Genomic DNA, 20,594 nt, shown 5'->3' with positions numbered 1-20,594 from the left:
GCGCTACAGCCGCTCGATGATGGTGGCGTTCGCCATGCCGCCGCCTTCGCACATCACCTGCAGGCCGTAGCGTCCGCCGCGCTGGTCGAGGGCATTGACCAGCGTGCTCATGATGCGGGCGCCGCTGGCGCCGAGCGGGTGGCCGATGGCGATGGCGCCGCCGTTGACGTTGGTCTTGGCCAAGTCCGCCCCGGTGTCGGCGGCCCATGCCAGCACGACGGGCGCGAACGCCTCGTTCACCTCGAACAGGTCGATGTCCGACAGTGACAGGCCGGACCGGGCCAGCACCTTCTCGGTCGCCGGGATGACGCCGGTCAGCATGTACAGCGGGTCCGATCCCACCGCGGTCATGGTGTGGATCCGGGCGAGCGGCGTGAGCCCGTGGCTGCGGGCGAAGGCACCACTGGTGATCATGACCGCCGCGCTGCCGTCGGACAGCGGCGACGAGTTGCCGGGCGTGATCTCCCAACGGATTTGGGGGAAGCGAGCGGCGTAGGCGTCGCTGTAGAACGCGGGCTTCAGCCCGGACAGCGTCTCCACTGAGGTGCCCGGCCGGATGATCTCATCGGCGGTCAGGCCCGCCACCGGCACGAGTTCGTTGTCGAACAGCCCGTCCTTGGCGGCGCGGGCGGCCTTCTCGTGGCTGGCGGCGGAGAATTCGTCCAGCTCGGTCCGGGAGAAATTCCAGCGTGCCGCGATCAGTTCGGCGCTGATGCCCTGGGGGACAAGACCCTCGGGATAGCGCTCGGCCATGCCGACGCCGAACGGGTTGCTGCCCGGCAGGACGGCCGCGCCCATCGGGACGCGGGACATCGACTCGACGCCCGCGGCGATCACCGCGTCGTACGACCCGGCCAGCACGCCTTGCGCTGCGAACGAGATGGCCTGCTGCGAACTGCCACACTGGCGGTCGACCGTTGTGCCGGGCACGCTCTCGGGAAAGCCGGCGCCCAGCAAGGCGTTTCGGGCGATGTTGGCGGCCTGGTCGCCGGCCTGGGTGACCGCGCCGGCAATGACGTCGTCCACCAGTACCGGGTCGACGCCCGTGCGTTCCACCACGGACCGCAGGCTGTGGGCGAGCAGATCGGCGGGGAGGACGTCGTGCAGGGCGCCGCCCGCCTTGCCCTTGCCGACCGGCGTGCGGACCGCCGCGACGATCACGGCATCGCGGTCTGTGTATCCCGACATGAGAATCCTCCTGTAACTCCACGCTGAGTACTGCTTCCTATACCCAGATCTAACACCTGGGTATGGCAAGAGCAACCCAGCGGTAGAGTGATCCGCATGACAGCGCTGCAGGGTGTGCTCGCCGAACGCGACAAGTGGTCGGCGGTCGGCCAGTGCGCCATCGAGAAGACGATGTCGTTGGTGGGCACCAAATCCGCCATGCTGCTCATGCGCGAGGCCTACTACGGCACAACGCGTTTCGACGACTTCGCCAAGCGGGTCGGGATCACCAAGGCCGCCACGTCGGCACGGCTCGCCGAACTGGTGGCGGCCGGACTGCTGACCAAACGGCCATACCGGGAGCCGGGTCAGCGCAGCCGCGACGAATACGTGCTGACGCAGGCGGGCACGGACTTCATGCCGGTCGTGTGGGCGATGTTCGAGTGGGGCCGCCAGCACCTGGGCGACACCGGCCTGCGGCTGACCCACCTGGGCTGCGGCGCCGATGCCACCGTCGAGATTCGCTGTACGGAGGGACACGAGGTGCCGCCCGACGAACTCGGGATGAAGCTGGCCCGCCGCCGCGGTCGGTAATCTTCGGCCGTGCTGCATCTACGCGTGATCACCCCGCCGGAACTCGCCGATTCGGTGCTCGAGCTCTACCGCCACCGCGGCGGCATCGCCAATGTGGTGGCCCATCCGGGCGCCGCGATCGATCCGCGCGGTGACGTGATCACCGCCGACATCGCCCGCGACGCCGCCGACGGCCTGATCAGCGGGCTACGGGCGCTCGGCATCGATCAGGACGGCGCCATCACGATGGAGGTGCTCGACACGGTGCTGTCGACGGCCGCCTACCGCGCCGAGGACGAGATCGACGGCGACGGCGAAGACGCCGTGGTCTGGGACGAGCTGGTGCTGCGTACCCGGGAACAGAGCAGCCTCGGCATCTCCTACATGGCGTTCCTGTGCATCGCGTGTCTGCTGGCCGCGGTCGGCGTACTGACCGATTCGGCGGTCACCGTCGTCGGCGCCATGGTGGTGGGCCCCGAATTCGGGCCGCTGGCCGCGCTGGCGGTGGCGGTGGTGCGGCGCAAGGGCTACCTCGCCAAGCGCGCGGCGCTGGCCCTGCTCGTCGGCTTCCCGGCGGCGATGCTCGTCACAGCCGTGGCCACGCTCGGCTTCGAGGCGCTGGGCTGGGTGACGCTGCGCAGCATTCACCAGCTGCAGAACGTCGACTTCATCTTCCAGGTCGGCCCGTTCTCGTTCGTGGTGGCACTGCTGGCCGGCGCGGCCGGGATGCTGTCCCTGGTGACGTCGAAATCGGCTGCGCTGGTTGGGGTCTTCATCTCGGTGACGACGGTTCCCGCGGCCGGTATGTCGGTGGTCGCGGCCACCACACGCGACTGGGATGTGGCCCTGGCATCGGCCGGACAGCTGGCGGTCAACATGGTCGGCATCGTGGCGGCGGGGGTGCTGGTCCTGGCCGGGTACAACCGGGCCCGCCGCCGCTAGTTTTCTCGCCCTGCGACCTGCCGGTTCTTGTGGTGGGATCGATCGCTATGGCAATCAAGGTGGCGCTGGAGCACCGCACGAGCTACACGTTCGACCGGCTGGTCAAGGTGTACCCGCACGTGGTCCGGCTGCGCCCCGCGCCGCACTCACGCACGCCGATCGAGGCCTACTCGCTGCAGGTCGAACCTGCCGACCACTTCATCAACTGGCAACAGGACGCCTTCGGTAACTTCGTGGGGCGCTTGGTCTTTCCGAACCGCGCCACCCGCCTGAGCATTACTGTCGGCCTGATCGCCGACCTCAAGGTCATCAACCCGTTCGACTTCTTCATCGAGGAATGGGCGGAAACCGTCCCGTTCGCCTACCCGGACAATCTCCTCGAGGACCTCAAGCCGTACCTGCGCCCCGTCGACGACGCCGACGACCTGACGGCGGCCTGGGTCCGGAATTTCGACGTGGTGCCGGGTACCGGCACCATCGACTTCCTGGTGTCGCTGAACCGGGCGGTCACCGCCGACGTCGGTTACAGCGTCCGCCTCGAACCCGGCGTCCAGACACCGGATTTCACCCTGCGCACCGGCATCGGCTCGTGCCGGGACTCCGCCTGGCTCCTGGTCGCGATCCTGCGGAAGATGGGCTTCGCGGCCCGCTTCGTGTCCGGCTATCTCGTACAACTGAGCGCCGACATCGAGGCGCTGGACGGCCCCTCGGGCCCCGCCGCCGACTTCACCGACCTGCACGCCTGGACCGAGGTGTACATCCCGGGCGCCGGCTGGGTCGGCCTCGATCCGACCTCTGGTCTGCTCGCCGGGGAGGGGCACATCCCGCTGTCGGCGACGCCGCACCCGGAATCGGCCGCCCCGATCACCGGCGCCGTCGAACCCTGCGAATCCACCCTCGACTTCGTCAACGTGGTGACGCGGGTCCACGAAGACCCGCGCGTCACCCTGCCCTACACCGAACAGGCGTGGGAATCGATCCAAGCCCTCGGCGCCGTCATCGACGAGCGGATGGCCGAGCGTGACGTGCGGCTGACCGTCGGCGGCGAACCCACCTTCGTCTCCATCGACAACCAGACCGACGAGGAATGGACCACGGCCGCCGACGGACCGCACAAGCGCACCCTCGCCTCCGCGCTGACCGCGCAGCTGAAAGCCGCCTGGGCGCCGGACGGACTGGTGCAGCGCAGCCAGGGCAAGTGGTATCCGGGAGAGCCGTTGCCGCGCTGGCAGATCGGGCTGATGTGGCGCACCGACGGGACACCGCTGTGGACAAATGCGGCGCTGCTGGCCGATCCATGGTCCGGTGAATCTCATGCGGCCGCAACGGATGCGGCGCGCCGGCTGCTCGCCGAGATCGCGGCCGGACTCGGATTGCCGGACAGCCAGGTGCGTCCGGCCTACGAGGACGCCCTGGCCCGGCTGGCCGATGCCGTCCGCCGGCCCGACGGGGATCCGGTCACCGACGATCTGGCCGACGACGGCGCGGCACAGCGGAAAGCCCTGGCGGACAGACTCGATGCCGCGGTCACCGAACCCGCGGCCCACGTCCTGCCGCTGCACCGCAGCGACGACGACACCGGGTGGGTCTCCGCCGACTGGCGTATGCGCCGCGGGCGACTGGTGCTCACGGGCGGCGACTCGCCGGCGGGCCTGCGGTTGCCGCTGAACTCGATCAGTTGGCAGCCGCCGCGGCCGGTGCCCGACGCCGACCCGCTGGCGCCCGGGCGCGCCGACAACCCCGCCGGGCCGGCGACCGTCGTCAGCGCCGACGGCGCGCCCACCACCGCCCTGGTGGCCGAGGTGCGTGACGGCATGCTGTACGTATTCCTGCCGCCCACAACGGAATTCGACGATTTCGCCGATCTGGTCGGACGGATCGAGAAGGCCGCCGCGAACATCGGCGTGCCCGTCGTGCTCGAAGGCTACGGACCGCCGCCGGACGCCAGGCTCCAGCAGATGACCGTCACCCCCGACCCCGGCGTCATCGAGGTCAACGTGGCGCCCACGGCCGGCTTCGCCGAGCAGGCCGCACAACTGGAGACGCTGTACGAGGCGGCCCGGCAGGCCCGGCTCGGCACGGAGTCCTTCGACGTCGACGGCACCCACGGTGGCACCGGTGGCGGCAACCACATCACCCTCGGCGGCGTCACGCCCGCCGACTCACCGCTGCTGCGCCGGCCCGACCTGCTGGTGTCGATGCTGACGTACTGGCAACGGCATCCGGCGCTGTCGTACCTGTTCTCCGGCCGGTTCATCGGGACCACGTCGCAGGCCCCGCGTGTCGACGAAGGCCGCCTCGAGGCGCTGTACGAACTGGAGATCGCGTTCGCCGAGATCGACCGCGTCGCTCAAGACGGCCCGTGGATCATCGACCGCGCCCTGCGGCACCTCCTGACCGACATCACCGGGAACACGCACCGCGCCGAGTTCTGCATCGACAAGCTCTACAACCCCGACAGTGCCCGCGGCCGGCTCGGCCTGCTGGAGCTGCGTGGCTTCGAGATGCCGCCGCATTTCCAGATGGCCATGGTGCAGTCGCTGCTGGTGCGGTCGCTGGTCGCGTGGTTCTGGGACGAGCCGCTGCGGGCCCCGCTGATCCGGCACGGCGAGAACCTGCACGGGCGATACCTGCTGCCGCACTTCATCATTCAAGACATCGCCGAGGTCGCCGCCGACCTGCGGGCGCACGGCATCGCGTTCGACACCAGCTGGCTGGACCCGTTCACCGAGTTCCGCTTTCCCCGCATCGGCAGCGTCATCACCGGCGGCGCCGAGTTGGAACTGCGCGGCGCCATCGAGCCGTGGAACACCCTGGGGGAGGAATCGACGGGCACCGGCACCGCGCGCTACGTCGACTCCTCGGTGGAACGGCTGCAGGTCCGGCTGATCGGCGCCGACCGGAACCGGTACGTGGTCACGGTCAACGGCCATCCCATCCCGCTGCTGGCCACCGACTCGCCCGACGTCCAGGTCGGCGGCGTCCGGTACCGGGCGTGGCAACCTCCGAGCGCGCTGCACCCCACCATCACCGTCGACGCGCCGCTGCGGTTCGAGCTGGTGGACGGCTTCACGGGATTCTCCAAAGGTGGCTGTACCTACCACGTCTCACACCCCGGCGGCCGCGCCTACGACACCCCGCCGGTCAACGCCGTCGAGGCCGAGTCGCGTCGGGGCCGTCGTTTCGAGGCCATCGGATTCACCCCGGGCACTGTCGATCTGGCCGATCTCCGGGAGAAGCGGGCCCGTCAATCCACCGATGGCGGTGCGTCGGGCATCCTCGATCTGCGCCGGGTGCGTACCGTTCTGCGGTAATGGTTCTCCGTACACACAGATCCCCAGAGCTGGCCGAGGAGGCGGCGCCCGTCGGCGACCCACTGGCCGGGTATCGGGCCGACCGGGCCCAGGAACCGTTGTTCGACGTCCGGGACGTCGCCGGGGCCGGTTACGACGAACTGGTCGATGAGTCGGGCGCGATCCGGCCGGCCTGGCAGGAGCTGACCGACTGCGTCCGCGACCGCGGCCGGGCCGGCCTGAATCAGCTGCGTGGCGTAGTCCGAGAGCTCGTCGACAACGACGGCATCAGCTACGTGCAGGTCGACCGCGACGGCGAGACCGTCACCGACGTCGACGGCACGCCGGTGGTGGACACCTGGCAGCTCGATGCCCTGCCCCTGGTGTTGTCGGCGGCCGACTGGCGCACCCTCGAATCCGGACTTGTGCAGCGTTCCCGGCTGCTCGACGCGGTGCTCACCGACCTGTACGGCGCGCGCCGCGCCATCACCTCCGGGGTGCTGCCGCCGGAGCTGGTGTACGCCCACCCCGGCTATGTCCGGGCGGCCCGCGGCATCACGGTGCCGGGCCGTCACCAGCTGTTCCTGCACGGCTGCGACGTCAGCCGCCACCGCGACGGCGGCTTCGTCGCCAACGCGGACTGGACGCAGGCGCCCTCGGGGGCCGGATACGCGCTCGCCGACCGGCGGGTCGTCGCGCACGCCGTCCCCGAGCTGTACGAGAAGGTGGCCCCGCGTCCGGCGTCGCCGTGGGCGCAGGCGCTGCGGCTGGCGCTGATCGACGCGGCGCCCGAGGCCGCGCGGGAACCGGTGGTCGTCGTACTCAGCCCCGGCAGTCATTCCGAGACCGCCTTCGACCAGGCCTACCTGGCGGGTGTGCTGGGCTTCCCGTTGGTCGAGAGCGCAGACCTCGTCGTGCGCGACGGCAACCTCTGGATGCGCTCCCTGGGCACCCTCAAGCGCGTCGATGTCGTACTTCGCCGGGTGGATGCCGAGTACGTCGATCCGCTGGATCTGCGTCCGGACTCCCGTCTCGGCGTGGTCGGACTCGTCGAGGTGCTGCGCCGCGGGGCGGTGACGGTCGTGAACACGCTGGGCAGCGGCATCCTCGAGAGCCCGGGTATCACCCGGTTCCTGCCGGAGCTGGCCGAGCTGCTCACCGGGGAGTCGCCGGACCTGCCGAGTGCCCGATGTTTCTGGGGCGGCATCGACGCCGAGCGTTCGCATCTGTTGAGCAAGCTGTCCACCCTGTTGATCCGGCCGGTGACCGGCGGCCCGGCGATCGTCGGCCCGGCCCTGTCCGCCGCCAAGCGGTCCGCGCTGGCCGCCCGGATCACCGCCGCGCCGTGGCAATGGATGGGCCAGGAACTGCCCGAGTTCTCCACGGCCCCGATGGACCTGCTGCCGAGCGGACTGTCCGCCGGCAGCGTCGGGATGCGGCTGTTCACCGTCGCCCAGCGTGGCGGCTACGCGCCGATGATCGGTGGCCTGGGCTACGTGCTGGCGCGGGGGCACGCCGCCTACGGCATGGAAACCGCTGCGGCCAAGGATGTCTGGGTGCGATCGCCCGACCGGGCCGCGGTCGTGCAGGCGCAGCCGGTCGAGCTGCCGGGGATGACGGCGAGCCCGACCCGCGCCGTGAGCTCGCCGCGTGTGCTCTCCGACCTGTTCTGGCTGGGCCGGTACGCCGAACGTGCCGAGTTCACCGCGCGGCTGCTCACCGTCACCCGCGAGCGCTACCACGAATTCCGGTACCGGCGGGACCTCGGCGGCAGCGACTGCGTGCCGGTCCTGCTGACCGCACTGGGCCGGATCACCGGCACCGACACCGGTGCCGACGGCGACTACGCCGAACAGCTGGCCATCACGCCGACGACGCTGTGGGCGCTCACCGCGGACCGGCACCGCCCGGGTTCGCTGGCGCAGTCGGTGGAACGGCTGGGCCTGGCCGCGCGCGCGGTCCGCGACCAGATGTCGAACGACACCTGGATGGTGCTGGCCGCCGTCGAACGTGCGGTGCTGCAGCCGTCCGATCGCGCTCGGCACCGCCAGGGCACGACGCTGCCGCCGCCCGATTCGAAGACCAAGGGCGAGGCGTACCTGTCCACCGCGCCGAGTCAGACGCTGGCCGGCATGCTGGCCCTGTCGGGCGTGGCGGCCGAATCCATGGTCCGCGACGTCGGCTGGACGATGATGGACATCGGCAAGCGCATCGAGCGCGGTCTCGGCCTGACCGCGCTGCTGCGGGCCACCCTCACCACCGCCCACAGTGCCGAGACCGAACGGACCGTCAGCGAGTCCGTCCTCGTGGTGTGCGAATCGGCGGTGATGTACCGCAGGCGCATGCTGGGACAGGTGAGCGTGGCAGCCATCGCCGACCTGGTGTTGTTCGACGAGGAGAATCCGCGGTCGCTGGCGTTCCAGTTCGAGCGCCTCCGCGCCGACCTGCGGGCGCTGCCGTCCTCGACCGGATCCACCCGGCCGGAGCGCATGATCGACGAGATCGCCGCCCGGCTACGACGCCAGGATCCGGCCGACCTCGAGCACGTCACCGACGACGGGCGGCGCGACGAACTCGCCGAGCTGCTCGACGGTATGCACACCGACCTGCGGGAGCTGTCCGAGCTGATCCGCGCCGCCCACCTGGCCCTGCCGAGTGGCATGCAACCGCTGTGGGGTCCCGACGAACGGCGGCAGATGCCATGAGCCGCGAGTACCAGATCACCCACCGCACGCGCTATCGCTACTCGGACGTCGTCACCAGCTCGTACGGCCGCGGATTCCTCACGCCGCGCGACAGCGGTCAGCAGCGCTGCCAGTCGTATCGGCTCAACATCGATCCCGAACCGGCCGACCGTTCCACGAGCCGGGACGCCTACGGCAACATCAGCTCGTATTTCCATGTGACACAACCACATCAGGAACTCGTCGTGACCGGGCGCAGCATCGTCGAGGTCGACCCGCCGCCCGCCGAGTGGTATGCGGCGGGAGCCGCCGTGGCGCCGTGGGAGGACTCCCGGCCGTCCGGGCCGGACGGTGCGCTGGCCACCGAATTCGTGCTGGATCTGCAGCCCGCGGAGATCACCGACGAGGTGCGGGATTACGCCGCACCGAGTTTCGCGCCCGGCCGGCCGCTGATCGAGGTGCTGCGCGAGCTGAACTCGCGCATCTTCGCCGACTTCACCTACCGGTCCGGGTCGACGACGGTGTCCACCCGGGTCGCGGAGGTTTTGGCCGCCCGCGAAGGGGTATGTCAGGACTTCGCCCGCCTGGCCATCGCGTGCCTGCGGGCGAACGGTCTTGCGGCGAGCTATGTCTCGGGATATCTGGCGACCGACCCGCCGCCGGGGAAGGAACGGATGGTGGGTATCGACGCCACCCATGCCTGGGCGTCGGTGTGGACGCCGCAGAACCGGTGGCTGGGGCTGGACCCGACCAACGACCAGATGGTCGACGAGCGCTACATCGTGGTGGGGTTCGGCCGGGACTACGCCGATGTGCCGCCGCTGCGCGGCATCATCTACACCGACTCCGAGAGCAGCATCATCGACGTCTCCGTCGACGTCGCACCAATTGTGGGAGGACAACTGCGTGCGTGACTTCAACTGCCCCAACTGCGGCCAGCGACTGGCCTTCGAGAACTCGCTGTGCCTGGGTTGCGGCAGCGCGCTCGGCTTCTCGCTGGGGGACATGGCGCTGCTGGTGATCGCGCCGCCGGACGGCACCGGAGACAATGACCATGCCGGTGCGGTGGCCTCGACCGACTACCAGCTGTGCGCGAATCTGCATCTGGCGCAATGCAATTGGCTGGTCCCGATCGAGCCGGTGCGGCAACTGTGCCCATCGTGCGCGTTGACCCGGACCCGGCCCGCCGACGATGACACCAAGGCCATGGCGGCCTTCGCGGTCGCCGAGCAGGCCAAGCGCCGGCTGATCGCCGAACTGTCGGAACTGGGCCTGCCGACGGAGGGACTGTCCTTCGACCTGCTGTCCAGCGAGCAGCACCAGGTGTTCACCGGCCACCAGGACGGGGTCATCACCCTGGACCTCGCCGAGGGCGACGACGTGCACCGCGAACAACTGCGCATCGCCATGGCCGAGCCGTACCGAACCCTGCTGGGCCATTTCCGCCACGAGATCGGGCACTACTACTTCTACCGGCTGGTGCAGCCGTCGCCCGATGCCGTCGCGCGGTTCACGGAACTGTTCGGGGACCCCGACGCCGACTACCAGGCGGCGCTGGACCGGCACTACCGCGACGGTGCGCCCGCCGGGTGGGAGGAGCAGTACGTGTCCTCCTACGCGACGATGCACCCGGCCGAGGACTGGGCCGAGACGTTCGCGCACTATCTGCACATCCGGGACGCACTCGACACCGCGGCGGCCTTCGGCTTCGCGCCCGCCGGTGCCACCTTCGAACGGCGGGTGCTGGGTCCCAGCGGATTTGACACCCTCATCGAGCTCTGGCTACCGCTGGCCTGGGCGTTGAACATGGTCAACCGGTCGATGGGCAAGGACGACCTGTACCCGTTCGTGCTGCCGGCCGCGGTGCTCGAGAAGATGCGGTTCATCCACACGGCGGTCGACGAGGCCGGTGCCTCCCGCGCGGCGCGTTGACTCGGCCCACGGCGATAGGACACGATCGCGCCCATGATGCGCGTACGGGTGGGGGCAGCGGTGCTAATGGGTCTGGTGGCCCTGTCGCCGGCTGCGTGTAGCTCAAAGACCACGGTCAAGTCGGACGACGCCGCCAAGCAGGTCGTCAAGCTGGTGTCGGATCAGAACAAGTTCACCCCCACCGATGTGAAGTGTCCGTCCGACGTGGAGGCCACCAAGGGCGCCCAGTTCGACTGTCACTTCACCGGTCCGCGCAAGGTCCAGTACGTCGCGCACATGAAGATCGTGAAAGTCGACGGTGAGCGCATCACCTGTGACATCAAGGTCGAGAAGGCCCCGTAACCGGTCTGTGACGAAAACACGGGTGGCGCAACCGGATCTGGCCCGCGATCGTTCCTAGGATCGGTGCCGTGAGTGACCGATACGGATCCGATGTGCTGTCCCGCAACCCGAACGCCAGGAAGCGTTCGACCGAGCAGCCCGCCGAGAAGGGGCTCGTGGTCGAGTGCGCCACGACCGGCTTCGTGGGCGCCGTGATCTCCGTCGAGTACGGCCGGATGGTCCTCGAAGACTTCGACGGTTGCCGCAAACCGTTCCCCATCGGCCCGGGCTATCTGGTCGACGGCAAGCCCGTCATCCTCACCGCACCCAAGCGCACCGTGCCGGCCGCGCCCACCCGCACGGCGTCGGGTTCTGTTGCCGTGCAAGGACATCGGGCCCGCACCGCACTGGCGAGCCGCATCTACGTGGAAGGCCGCCACGACGCCGAACTGGTCGAGCAGGTGTGGGGACACGATCTGCGGGTCGAGGGCGTCGTCGTCGAGTACCTCGGCGGTGTCGACGATCTGGCCGCCATCGTGCGCGAGTTCCAGCCGGGGCCCGGGCGCCGGCTCGGCGTCCTCGTCGACCACCTGGTGTCGGGCTCGAAGGAGGCGCGCATCGCCGAGCAGGTGCGGCGCGGCGCGGGTGGTGAGCACACGCTGGTCGTGGGTCACCCGTTCATCGACATCTGGGAGGCCGTCAAACCCGCCCGGATCGGGCGCGAGGCGTGGCCGGTCATTCCGCGCGGCATCGAGTGGAAGCACGGCGTCTGTGAGGCGCTCGGCTGGCCGCACGCCAACCAGGCCGACATCGCCCAGGCGTGGCAGCGCATCCGCGGCCGCGTGCGGGACTGGAACGACCTCGAACCCGCGCTGATCGGACGCGTCGAGGAACTGATCGACTTCGTGACCGCACCTGCCGAATGAACCGCCGGTCGGTGCGGCGTGGTAAGCCTGAACCGTGTCTGATGGCCTGTTCGACGTAGGAGGCGATGCCGAGCCGGCATCCGGCTCCGTCGTGCAGGCGCCGTTGGCGGTACGGATGCGGCCGGCCGGCCTCGACGAGGTCGTCGGCCAGGATCACCTGCTCAAACCCGGGTCGCCGCTGCGCCGCCTGGTCGAGGGCTCGGGCGCGGCCAGCGTCATCCTGTACGGGCCGCCCGGCACCGGCAAGACCACCCTGGCGTCGCTGATCTCCGGGGCCACCGGCCGCCGCTTCGAGGCGCTGTCGGCGCTGTCGGCCGGCGTCAAGGACGTGCGCGCGGTGATCGACGAGGCCCGCCGCAGCGCGATTCACGGCCGTCAGACCGTGCTGTTCATCGACGAGGTGCACCGCTTCTCCAAGACCCAGCAGGACGCCCTGCTCGCCGCGGTGGAGAACCGCGTAGTGCTGCTGGTGGCGGCGACCACGGAGAATCCGTCGTTCTCGGTGGTGGCGCCGCTGCTGTCGCGGTCCCTGATCCTGCAGCTGCAACCCCTGAACGCCGACGCCGTGCGGACCGTCGTGCAGCGGGCGATCGCCGATCCGCGCGGCCTGGGCGGTGCCGTCGAGGTCGACGACGACGCCGTCGCGCTGCTGGTGACACTGTCGGCGGGCGACGCCCGGCGGGCGCTGACGGCACTGGAGGTCGCGGCCGAAGCGGGCGAACGCGTCACCGTCGACGTCATCGAGCAGTCCCTCGACAAGGCTGCCGTGCGCTACGACCGCGACGGCGACCAGCACTACGACGTCGTCAGCGCCTTCATCAAATCGGTGCGCGGCTCGGACGTCGACGCCGCGCTGCACTACCTGGCCCGGATGCTGACCGCGGGGGAGGACCCGCGGTTCATCGCCCGCCGGCTGATGATCCTCGCCAGCGAGGACATCGGCATCGCCGACCCGACCGCACTGCCGACGGCGGTGGCCGCCGCGCAGACCGTGCAGCTCATCGGGCTACCGGAAGCCCAGCTGACGCTGGCCCACGCGACGGTGCACCTGGCGACGGCGCCGAAATCCAACGCCGTGACCGTCGCCCTCGGCGCGGCGATGGCCGACATCAGGGCCGGCAAGGCCGGCATGGTGCCCGCGCATCTGCGGGACGGGCACTACGCGGGTGCCGCCGCCCTCGGGCACGCCCAGGGCTACAAGTACGCGCACGACCACCCGGGTGGTGTTGCGGCGCAACAGTATCCACCCGATGAGCTGGTCGGGGTCGACTACTACCGGCCCACCCCGTACGGAGCGGAACGCGAGATCGCGGGCCGCCTGGAGAAGCTGCGCGCCATCATCCGGCGCAAGCGCTAAACCAGCTCCGGCACCCGCAAGTGCGCGATGACCAGATCGAAGGCGCAGTCGTCGATCTCCGTCGCGCCGGCGGTCCGCACCGATTCGACCTTCAGTGCGGTGGCCTGCGGCCAGTAGTCCTCCATCAACTCGCGGGTGCGGAACGATGCCGACGACACCGCACGGCCCGAGCCGCGGTCGACCAGCAGGCTGGCGCTGCAGAACCCGGGCAGATGCTCGATCTGGCGCAGCACCGTGTCGCGGTAGTAGTCGATGCCGGCCTCCATGAGATCCGGCGGCACAGTGAGCCACGTCGCGCGCACACACGCGCCGTTGCCGCGTTCGCGGTGCAGCACGGCGATCTCCCACTCCTCGACCAGCGGGGCGCCGCCACCGAAGCGTTCGGCGGCCAGATTGCGGAGCCGGCGGCCCTCGCCGGCGCTGTAATGCAGGGCGTCCTCGGACTCCCACGCGCTGGTGGCGATACACCGGCCGGATTCCCGGTCGACCATCAGAGACAGGCCGATCGACCCGGGAAGTTCCTGCAGCGTAGGCATGACCTCGTCGCGGATGTAGGCAGTGCCGGCATCGATCTGATCAGGGCGCGCCATCATCGTGGTAGAACGTGCGAACACGGTCCACCCCCTCGTTATTCAGGGCGGCGCTCCGGTGGCGCCACCGGATAGAGACAACTGTCCTCCGCGGCGCCGCGACGCACAATGGTTCTTGGGCCGGGGCGAAAACCGCACCCGGTACTGTTATGCGGGCAACTACCCGGTCGATGAAGGACAGCAGCACGTGCAGACACACGAGATCAGGAAACGATTCCTCGATCATTTCGTGAAAGCGGGCCACACCGAGGTGCCGAGCGCATCGGTGATCCTGGACGATCCGAACCTGTTGTTCGTCAACGCCGGCATGGTGCAGTTCGTGCCTTACTTCCTGGGCGACCGCACCCCGCCGTACGACAAGGCGACCAGCGTCCAGAAGTGCATCCGGACGCCGGACATCGACGAGGTCGGAATCACCACCCGGCACAACACCTTCTTCCAGATGGCCGGCAACTTCTCGTTCGGCGACTACTTCAAGCGCGGCGCCATCGCGCTCGCCTGGGATCTGCTGACCAACCCGGTCTCCGAGGGCGGCTACGGCTTCGACCCCGAAAAGCTCTGGGCCACCGTCTATCTCGATGACGACGAGGCCATCGGGCTCTGGGAGGAGATCGCCGGGCTGCCGCCCGAGCGCATCCAGCGCCGCGGGAAGGCCGACAACTACTGGTCCATGGGCATTCCCGGCCCCTGCGGCCCGTGTTCGGAGATCTACTACGACCGCGGCCCCGAATACGGCATCGACGGTGGCCCCGAGGCCAACGAGGACCGCTACATCGAAATCTGGAACCTCGTGTTCATGGAGAACGAGCGGGGCGAGGGCACCAGCAAGACCGACTTCGAAATCCTCGGCCCGCTGCCGCGCCAGAACATCGACACCGGCATGGGTGTCGAGCGCATCGCGTGCCTGCTGCAGGGCGTCGACAACGTCTACGAGACCGACCTGGTCCGTCCCGTCATCGACAAGGTCGCCTCGGTGGCGCCCCGGCACTACGGCGCCGGCAACCACGCGGACGACGTGCGCTACCGCGTCATCGCCGACCACAGCCGCACCGCCGCGATCATCATCGGCGACGGCGTCACCCCGGGTAACGAGGGCCGCGGCTACGTGCTGCGCCGCCTGCTGCGCCGCATCATCCGGGCCGCCAAGCTGCTCGGCGTCGAGCAGCCGATCATGTCCGACCTGATGGCCACCGTGCGCGACACGATGGGTCCGTCGTACCCGGAACTGGTCACCGACTTCGAGCGCATCAACCGCATCGCGGTCGCCGAGGAGGCCGCCTTCAACCGCACGCTCGCGGCGGGCTCGCGGCTGTTCGAGGACGCCGCGGCAGCCACCAAAGCCGCAGGCAAGACCGTCGTCTCCGGTAGCGACGCCTTCACGCTGCACGACACCTACGGCTTCCCCGTCGAGCTGACGCTCGAGATGGCGGCCGAAGCCGGCCTGTCGGTCGACGAAGAGGGCTTCCGCGGCCTGATGGCCGAGCAGCGCGCCCGGGCCAAGGCCGACGCCGCCGCCCGCAAGCACGCGCACGCCGATCTGTCCGCCTTCCGAGACCTCGTCGACGCCGGCCCCACCGAGTTCACCGGCTTCGACGAATTGACTTCCGAGGCAAGGATTCTCGGCATCTTCGTCGACGGCAAACGGGTTCCCGTGGTGACGCACGGCACCGAGGGCTCCGACCGTGTCGAGCTCGTCCTCGATCGGACGCCGCTGTACGCCGAGTCGGGTGGCCAGATCGCCGACACCGGCTCCATCACCGGCACCGGCTCGTCGGCCACCGCCAAGGCCGCCGTCACCGATGTGCAGAAGATCGCCAAGTCGCTGTGGGTGCACACCATCAACGTCGAGTCCGGTGAGTTCGTCGAAGGCGACACCGTGACCGCTGCCGTCGACCCGACGTGGCGCCGCGGCGCCACGCAGGGCCACTCCGGCACGCACATGGTGCACGCCGCGCTGCGACAGGTGTTGGGCCCCAACGCCGTTCAGGCCGGTTCGCTGAACCGTCCGGGCTACCTGCGGTTCGACTTCAACTACCAGGGCGCGCTCAGCGACGAGCAGCGCACCGCGGTCGAGGAGGTCACCAACGAAGCGGTGCAGGCCGACTTCGAGGTGCACACCTTCAACGAGAAGCTGGAGAAGGCCAAGGCGATGGGCGCCATGGCCATGTTCGGCGAGTCCTACCCGGACGAGGTCCGCGTCGTCGAGATCGGCGGACCGTTCTCCATGGAGCTGTGCGGTGGTACCCACGTGCAGCGCTCTGCGCAGATCGGCCCCGTCACCATCCTCGGCGAGTCCTCGGTGGGTTCGGGTGTGCGTCGCGTCGAGGCCTACGTCGGTCTGGACTCGTTCCGCCACCTGGCCAAGGAGCGCGCGCTGATGGCCGGGCTGGCCTCGTCGCTGAAGGTGCCCTCGGAAGAGGTGCCCGCCCGCGTGGCCACGCTGGTCGAGAAGCTCAAGGCCGCCGAGAAGGAACTCGACAAGGTTCGCCTGGCCGGTGCCAAGGCCGCCGCCGCGAACGCCGCGGCCGGTGCCGAGCTGATCGGCAAGGTGCGCGTCGTCGCGCAGCGGATGGCCGGCGGCTTCTCCGGTGGCGACCTGCGCACGCTGGTCGGCGACATCAAGGGCAAGCTCGGCTCGGAGCCGGCGGTGATCGCACTCATCGCCGACGCGGGCGACTCGGTGCCGTACGTGGTGGCCGTCAACCCCGCCGCGCAGGACCTCGGATTGAAGGCCAACGAACTGGTGCAGCAGCTGGGCACCGCCGTCGGTGGTCGTGGTGGTGGAAAGGCCGATCTGGCACAGGGTTCCGGTAAGGGGGCAGCGGGTATCGACGCGGGTCTGGCCGCGCTACGCGCTGAACTGGGCCGGAGCTAGCTTTGGCCGATACCGACCGCATGCCCGACCGTCCCGGGACCGGTGACCCCGGTCGCGGTCGACGGCTCGGCATCGACGTCGGCACGGTGCGGATCGGTGTCGCGGTGTGCGACCCCGACGGCATCCTGGCGACTCCGTTGGAGACCGTGCGTCGCGACAAGACGGACAAGCACCTGGGCCGGCTGGTGAAGCTGGCCGGTGAGCAGGAGGCGGTCGAGATCGTCGTCGGATTGCCGCGCACACTGAAGGACAAGTCGAGCGCCTCGGCGCGGGATGCGATCGAGGTGGCCGACGCGCTGGCGGTTCGGGTGGCCCCGATCCCGGTGCGGATGGCCGACGAACGGTTGACGACGGTCACCGCGCAGCGTTCGTTGCGGGAAGCCGGAGTACGTGCGAAAGGCCAGCGGCAGATGATCGATCAGGTGGCAGCCGTCGGCATCCTCCAGAACTGGCTGGACATGCGCCGGTCGGTGCTGGCCGCCGCGGAGCGCGAGGTCGGCGAGTGACCCCGGCCGAGGACATGCGTCCCGACGCCCCGGGCGATGACGACGAGTGGGGCAGCAGCACCCGCATCAAGCCCGAATCGGTGGGCCGGCCCCGCCGCGGCATGAGCCGGGCCGAGCGGGTCCGAGCCGAGCGCAACCGCAAGCGCCGCCGGCGCCGCAGCGTCGTGGCGCTGACGGTGTTCATCGTTGTCGTGGTCGCCGCGGTGTTCCTCGGTTCGCGGCTGTGGCACGGCATCTTCGGGTCGGGCAACGACTACTCCGGTGACGGTGGCAGCGACCTCGTCGTCGAGGTGCACAACGGCGACTCGACCACCGCGATCGGGCAGACCCTGTTCGACCACGGCGTCGTCGCGAACGTGAAGACGTTCGTCCAGGCCGCCGAGGGCAACAAGGCGATGACCGAGATTCAGCCGGGCTTCTACAAGCTGCGGACCGAGATTTCGGCCGCCAACGCAGTGTCCCGGCTCACCGAGAAGAACAACCGGGTGGGCCGCCTGGTGATCCCGGAGGGCCGCCAGCTCGACGACACCACCGACGTCAAGACCAACAAGATCAACCAGGGCATCTTCAGCCTGATCTCGGCGGCCTCCTGCGTCGACCTGGACGGCAAACGCAAGTGCGTGTCCGCCGAGGAGCTGAAGAAGGCCGCCGGTGCCGCCGACGTCTCGGCGTTGCTGGTACCGAGCTGGGCGGCGGGGCCGGTGAAGTCGCTGGGCGCCGACCACCGCAGGCTCGAGGGCCTCATCGCACCCGGCACGTGGAACGTCGACCCGGCCGGCACGCCGACGTCGATCCTGTCGGGCCTGATCAGCTCGAGCAGCCGCCAGTACGAGCAGGGCGGCCTGCTCGACGCCGGCGCGACCGCGGGCATGACGCCGTACCAGATTCTGATCGTGGCATCGCTGGTGCAGCGCGAATCCAACCCGCAGGACTTCGCCAAGGTGGCCCGCGTCATCTACAACCGGCTGGCGACCCCGGACCATCGCCGGCTGCAGTTCGACTCGACGGTGAACTACCCGCTGGACCGACAGGAGGTGGCCACCACCGACGCCGACCGCGAGCAGCCGACGCCGTGGAACACCTATGCGCGCGAAGGACTTCCGGTCACGCCGATCTGTTCACCCGGGGCGCCCGCCGTCGTCGCGGCGCAGGATCCGGCCGCGGGCGACTGGCTGTACTTCGTGACCATCGACCTGCAGGGCACGACGGTCTTCACCCGCGACTACCAGCAGCACCTCGCCAGCATCGAGCTCGCCAAACGCAACGGCGTGCTCGACAGTGCCCGATGAGGGCCGCGGTCCTGGGCTCGCCCATCGCACATTCGCGGTCCCCGCAGCTGCATCTGGCGGCCTACCGGGAGCTCGGGCTCACCGACTGGACCTACGACCGCATCGAGTGCACCGGGGAGCAGTTGCCGGGCCTGGTGGGCGGTTTCGGCCCGGAATGGGTCGGTGTCTCGGTCACGATGCCCGGCAAGTTCGCGGCGCTGCGGTTCGCCACCGAACGCACGCAGCGCGCTGAGCTCGTCGGCTCGGCCAACACCCTGGTGCGCGTCGAAGGTGGCTGGCGCGCCGACAACACCGACGTCGACGGGGTCGTCGGCGCGCTGGGTGAGGTGTCCGGTGCGGCGGCGGTACTGGGCTCCGGTGGCACCGCGCCCGCGGCCGTCGTGGCCTTGGCTTCTTTGGGGATCACGGACATCGCGGTGGTCGCGCGCAATGCCGACAAGGCGGCGTCGTTGGTGGCGCTGGGGGAGAAGGTCGGCGTCGAGGCCCGGTGGGTGGCGCTGGGTGAACCGCTGAATTCCCTTGGCGTGGTGGTCAATACGCTGCCCGCCGCGGTGGCCGGCGAGTTCGCCGGGACCGTGGCCGACACGGCGGTGCTGCTCGACGCCATCTACGACCCGTGGCCGACGCCGCTTGCCGCCGCGGTTGCCGCGGCCGGCGGCCGGGTGGTCAGTGGCCTGCAGATGCTGCTGAACCAGGCCTACGCCCAGGTGGAGCAGTTCACCGGGATGCCCGCGCCGCGCGCGGCGATGGCGGCGGCGCTGGCTGCGAGCTGAGCGTAGGGGCGCGGCCATTGGTTCGCGTCGAGCGTGCGTACAGATCGTCAGATCCGCGGCAGATTCAAGCGGTCGCCGCAACAAATGTGGACGGGTCTGACAGTAGCCGGTCGAGTTCCTCGGCCGGGGTGCGCCAGCCGTGGCGTTTGCGGGGTCGTGCGTTGAGTTCAGCGGCGACCTGGTCGAGCCATCCAGGTCCGTAGAACGATAGGTCGGTCCCTTTAGGAAAGTACTGGCGCAGAAGACCGTTGGTGTTCTCGTTGGTGCCGCGCTGCCAGGGGCTGTGGGGGTCGCAGAAGTAGATCGGCAGGCCGAGGGCTTTGGTGATGTCGGCGTGCTTGGCCATCTCGCTACCTTGGTCCCAGGTCAGTGAGCGGCGCAGGATCTCGGGAATCTCCGGGATTTTGGCGCTCATCGCGGCGGCCAACGTCGCGGCGGTGTGGTCGCCCGGCAGGTGCAGCAGCACCACGAACCCGGTGGTGCGCTCCACCAGGGTGCCGATCGCCGAACCTGATGCGGTGCTGCCCAGGATCAGGTCCCCTTCCCAGTGCCCCGGGACCGCCCGATCATCAGCCTCTTTCGGGCGGTCGCTGATGCTGACCATGTCTCTGATTTTGCTTCCGGTTTCATTGCGGCCCTGCGGTTTCCGTCGAACCCGGCCCGTGCGCAGGGCTTCTTTGACGATGCGGGCCAGCTCACCGCGCGGCTGTACATACAGCGCTTGGTAGATCGTTTCGTGGGACACCCACATCTCCGGATCGTCGGGAAAATCAAGGCGCAGTCGGCCCGCGATCTGCGCCGGGCTGTCGTGCTTTTCTAAGCGTGCCACGACCTGCTCCAGCAGGGCAGGGTTGGACTCCAACTTGCGAGTCTTGGGTCGTTTGGCGTTGGTGGTGGCCACCTCCTGAGCCACCCAGGCCCGATATCCGCTGGTCGTGGCTCCACGTTTGCGTTCCTGGTGGATCGTGGTCCGGGACCGCCCCAGAGCCGCTGCGGCCTCGGTGACGGTCGCGCCGGCGGTCAGCAGCTGCTCGAGGCGCCACCGCTCGATAAACGACAACGGCCCCCGCGAGACCCCGGGATCGAGTTCGACCACGGCGCATGACGGATCATCGGTAGGAGCGGGGGTTTTCGGCACGAATCCAGCCTGAGCGACCCACCGCCGGCCCTGGTTCTCTGACACGCCCGCGACCACTGCGGCGTCGGCCACAGTGGCACCGGCATGCATCTCCTGCCAGAACGACGCTTTCACCGCAGCCGAATACCGCGTGCCGCAATGCCGCGGATCGGTTTGATACCCAGCTTCTTTGGCCCATCGCCGACCCGTCGCACCACTCACCCCTGCCACGGTTCCAGCCGCCGTCGG

Annotated in this window: 16 protein-coding genes; 13 read left to right on the top strand and 3 right to left on the bottom strand. The window is 69.5% G+C overall.

The features are described from left to right. Positions 1-3 precede the first annotated feature (3 nt). Complete coding sequence (locus tag ACJEIK_RS16100; protein WP_133426697.1) at positions 4-1,188, bottom strand: acetyl-CoA C-acyltransferase; 1,185 nt, start codon at positions 1,186-1,188, stop codon at positions 4-6. A 96-nt stretch (positions 1,189-1,284) separates the two neighbouring features. On the opposite strand from ACJEIK_RS16100, the gene ACJEIK_RS16095 reads away from it, so the two are divergent. From ACJEIK_RS16095 to ACJEIK_RS16055, 9 genes are all read left to right on the top strand, one after another. Further along, the gene (locus ACJEIK_RS16095) at positions 1,285-1,761 is read left to right on the top strand and encodes a helix-turn-helix domain-containing protein (RefSeq protein WP_135356385.1); all 477 of its coding nucleotides are present in this window, start codon (positions 1,285-1,287) and stop codon (positions 1,759-1,761) included. A gap of 9 nt (positions 1,762-1,770) precedes the next feature. Next, positions 1,771-2,682, top strand: a complete 912-nt coding sequence (locus tag ACJEIK_RS16090) for a DUF389 domain-containing protein (RefSeq protein WP_409429974.1) — start codon at positions 1,771-1,773, stop codon at positions 2,680-2,682. A 47-nt stretch (positions 2,683-2,729) separates the two neighbouring features. Further along, positions 2,730-5,996 (top strand): DUF2126 domain-containing protein, encoded by a 3,267-nt coding sequence (locus ACJEIK_RS16085; RefSeq protein ID WP_409429973.1) that lies wholly within the window; start codon positions 2,730-2,732, stop codon positions 5,994-5,996. Then, positions 5,996-8,680 carry a circularly permuted type 2 ATP-grasp protein gene (locus tag ACJEIK_RS16080; RefSeq protein WP_409429972.1) on the top strand — a complete coding sequence of 895 codons (2,685 nt, stop codon included), beginning with the start codon at positions 5,996-5,998 and terminating at the stop codon, positions 8,678-8,680. Before ACJEIK_RS16085 ends, ACJEIK_RS16080 begins: the two co-directional genes overlap by 1 nt. Further along, a complete protein-coding gene (locus ACJEIK_RS16075; protein WP_409429971.1) occupies positions 8,677-9,573 on the top strand; it encodes a transglutaminase N-terminal domain-containing protein in 897 nt (298 codons plus the stop codon). The genes ACJEIK_RS16080 and ACJEIK_RS16075 overlap by 4 nt, the downstream gene beginning before the upstream one ends. Then, on the top strand, positions 9,566-10,591 hold the full coding sequence (locus ACJEIK_RS16070) for a putative zinc-binding metallopeptidase (protein ID WP_406783625.1): 1,026 nt from the start codon (positions 9,566-9,568) through the stop codon (positions 10,589-10,591). Before ACJEIK_RS16075 ends, ACJEIK_RS16070 begins: the two co-directional genes overlap by 8 nt. Before the next feature lie 33 nt (positions 10,592-10,624). After that, a complete protein-coding gene (locus ACJEIK_RS16065; protein WP_234785318.1) occupies positions 10,625-10,933 on the top strand; it encodes a DUF4333 domain-containing protein in 309 nt (102 codons plus the stop codon). 68 nt (positions 10,934-11,001) lie between these two features. Next, a complete protein-coding gene (locus ACJEIK_RS16060) occupies positions 11,002-11,838 on the top strand; it encodes a DUF3097 domain-containing protein (protein ID WP_409429970.1) in 837 nt (278 codons plus the stop codon). 34 nt (positions 11,839-11,872) lie between these two features. Continuing rightward, positions 11,873-13,195, top strand: a complete 1,323-nt coding sequence (locus tag ACJEIK_RS16055) for a replication-associated recombination protein A (RefSeq protein ID WP_064859526.1) — start codon at positions 11,873-11,875, stop codon at positions 13,193-13,195. On the opposite strand, the gene ACJEIK_RS16050 is transcribed toward ACJEIK_RS16055, so the two are convergent. Then, on the bottom strand, positions 13,192-13,809 hold the full coding sequence (locus ACJEIK_RS16050) for an antibiotic biosynthesis monooxygenase (protein WP_064859527.1): 618 nt from the start codon (positions 13,807-13,809) through the stop codon (positions 13,192-13,194). The two genes, ACJEIK_RS16055 and ACJEIK_RS16050, sit on opposite strands and share 4 nt — an antisense overlap. 163 nt (positions 13,810-13,972) lie before the next feature. Between ACJEIK_RS16050 and alaS the strand changes: the two genes are divergently transcribed. The 4 genes from alaS to ACJEIK_RS16030 are packed head-to-tail and all read left to right on the top strand — an operon-like array spanning position 13,973 to position 19,228. Continuing rightward, complete coding sequence (gene alaS, locus ACJEIK_RS16045) at positions 13,973-16,660, top strand: alanine--tRNA ligase (RefSeq protein WP_133426690.1); 2,688 nt, start codon at positions 13,973-13,975, stop codon at positions 16,658-16,660. Between the two features lie 2 nt (positions 16,661-16,662). Next, entirely contained in the window at positions 16,663-17,166 is a 504-nt protein-coding gene (gene ruvX / locus ACJEIK_RS16040) for a Holliday junction resolvase RuvX (RefSeq protein WP_061006692.1), read from the top strand. 14 nt (positions 17,167-17,180) lie between these two features. After that, positions 17,181-18,455, top strand: coding sequence for an endolytic transglycosylase MltG (gene mltG, locus ACJEIK_RS16035; protein ID WP_064859895.1), 1,275 nt, complete (start codon positions 17,181-17,183; stop codon positions 18,453-18,455). Next, positions 18,452-19,228: a shikimate dehydrogenase gene (locus ACJEIK_RS16030; RefSeq protein ID WP_064859894.1), complete on the top strand. Its 777-nt coding sequence runs from the start codon at positions 18,452-18,454 to the stop codon at positions 19,226-19,228. Before mltG ends, ACJEIK_RS16030 begins: the two co-directional genes overlap by 4 nt. 64 nt (positions 19,229-19,292) lie before the next feature. On the opposite strand, the gene ACJEIK_RS16025 is transcribed toward ACJEIK_RS16030, so the two are convergent. Further along, on the bottom strand, positions 19,293-20,456 hold the full coding sequence (locus ACJEIK_RS16025; RefSeq protein ID WP_409431711.1) for an IS30 family transposase: 1,164 nt from the start codon (positions 20,454-20,456) through the stop codon (positions 19,293-19,295). Between the last annotated feature and the right edge of the window lie 138 nt (positions 20,457-20,594).

It is taken from the genome of Mycobacterium sp. SMC-16, assembly GCF_046250085.1.
Lineage (GTDB): Bacteria > Actinomycetota > Actinomycetes > Mycobacteriales > Mycobacteriaceae > Mycobacterium > Mycobacterium phocaicum.
This window is presented reverse-complemented; position numbering and strand designations above follow the sequence as displayed.

Excerpts from the sequence above, each read along its gene's own strand:
- ACJEIK_RS16100 (WP_133426697.1), bottom strand. The coding sequence starts at position 1,188 with ATGTCGGGATACACAGACCGCGATGCCGTGATCGTCGCGGCGGTCCGC.
- ACJEIK_RS16095 (WP_135356385.1), top strand. The coding sequence starts at position 1,285 with ATGACAGCGCTGCAGGGTGTGCTCGCCGAACGCGACAAGTGGTCGGCG.
- ACJEIK_RS16085 (WP_409429973.1), top strand. The coding sequence starts at position 2,730 with ATGGCAATCAAGGTGGCGCTGGAGCACCGCACGAGCTACACGTTCGAC.
- ACJEIK_RS16080 (WP_409429972.1), top strand. The coding sequence starts at position 5,996 with ATGGTTCTCCGTACACACAGATCCCCAGAGCTGGCCGAGGAGGCGGCG.
- ACJEIK_RS16075 (WP_409429971.1), top strand. The coding sequence starts at position 8,677 with ATGAGCCGCGAGTACCAGATCACCCACCGCACGCGCTATCGCTACTCG.
- ACJEIK_RS16065 (WP_234785318.1), top strand. The coding sequence starts at position 10,625 with ATGATGCGCGTACGGGTGGGGGCAGCGGTGCTAATGGGTCTGGTGGCC.
- mltG (WP_064859895.1), top strand. The coding sequence starts at position 17,181 with ATGCGTCCCGACGCCCCGGGCGATGACGACGAGTGGGGCAGCAGCACC.
- ACJEIK_RS16030 (WP_064859894.1), top strand. The coding sequence starts at position 18,452 with ATGAGGGCCGCGGTCCTGGGCTCGCCCATCGCACATTCGCGGTCCCCG.
- ACJEIK_RS16025 (WP_409431711.1), bottom strand. The coding sequence starts at position 20,456 with ATGCATGCCGGTGCCACTGTGGCCGACGCCGCAGTGGTCGCGGGCGTG.